This window comes from Aurantimonas sp. A3-2-R12, assembly GCF_036016755.1.
In the GTDB taxonomy this organism is placed as follows: domain Bacteria; phylum Pseudomonadota; class Alphaproteobacteria; order Rhizobiales; family Rhizobiaceae; genus Aurantimonas; species Aurantimonas coralicida_A.
The window spans coordinates 1-982 of sequence record NZ_JAYXIH010000130.1; the positions used below are offsets into that span (position 1 = coordinate 1).

At 63.1% G+C, this 982-nt stretch carries 1 pseudogene; it reads right to left on the reverse strand.

Going from position 1 to position 982, the window contains the following annotated elements:
• Window positions 1–94 precede the first annotated feature (94 nt).
• A pseudogene (gene istA / locus VSX60_RS22380) lies at window positions 95–814 on the reverse strand (IS21 family transposase); the annotation flags it as partial.
• Window positions 815–982 lie beyond the last annotated feature (168 nt).

The window sequence follows — 982 nt, forward strand, 5'->3', positions numbered from 1 at the left end:
CTGCGCCGCAGAGCTCGAACCCGGTGCTCTGCCGTTCGCCACGTGGTCGTCCGTGGGCAGGAACAAAATATCATGATTTTGTCGAAAGGGGCTATTCGATCTCATCCGTATCATTGCCTTTTGCAGGCCGCCCAAAACGATCCCGAAATAGATAATGGCTCTGCAACTCGGTGAAGGCCCGGGTCCGCTCGCGTTTGCCGTCGCCGCAGATCCTGGCCACCGCGATCGTGGTATTGTCGTAGAGAATCGACAGCGGCACGCCGCCGAAGAAATCGAACGCCGACACGTGTCCGTCGAGGAAGGCTTCCGTCGTCTCTCTCGGATAGGCCTTCACCAGCGGCGCGTCCGACTGCGGCACGTCCATGCAGAAGAAGTGGATCTTCTGCCGGATGCCGCCGATCACAGCCACCGCCTCGCCAAAGTCCACCTGCGCGTGCCCCGGCGGATGCGCCAGCGGCACGAAGGTCTCCCGCAGACGTCCGCGAGCAATCCGGACATGGTCCTTCACAACCGTCAGACCGCCAGCGTAGCCGTGCTCGTCGCGCAGACGCTCGAATATCCGCTTGGCCGTGTGGCGCTGCTTCACCGGCGCCGCCCCGTCCGCCTCCAGGATCGCGTCGATCACCGGCAGCAGCGCGCCCAGCTTCGGCTTCGCCACCGGCTTCGTGCGCCTGTAACCCGGCGGCAGCGAGAACCGGCACATCTTCGAAACCGTCTCGCGGCTCAGCCCGAATACCCGGGACGCATCGCGCTGGCTGTTGCCCTCGACAAACACAAAATGGCGAACGGCGGCGTAAACTTCCACGACAAACATTCCCGGCCGTTCCCCCAAAAGGAAAACAGCCTATCCACTGGCCGGGTTTTACTCCGGCGGAGCTATGGCTGAAAATGGGTGATGGGGCCTGAGAAGGCGGCGTATCGTGGCGGGTGCTGAAGCCTGCCAGAACCTCCCGAAGGAGCGATACGCCTGTGTGGTTGCCGC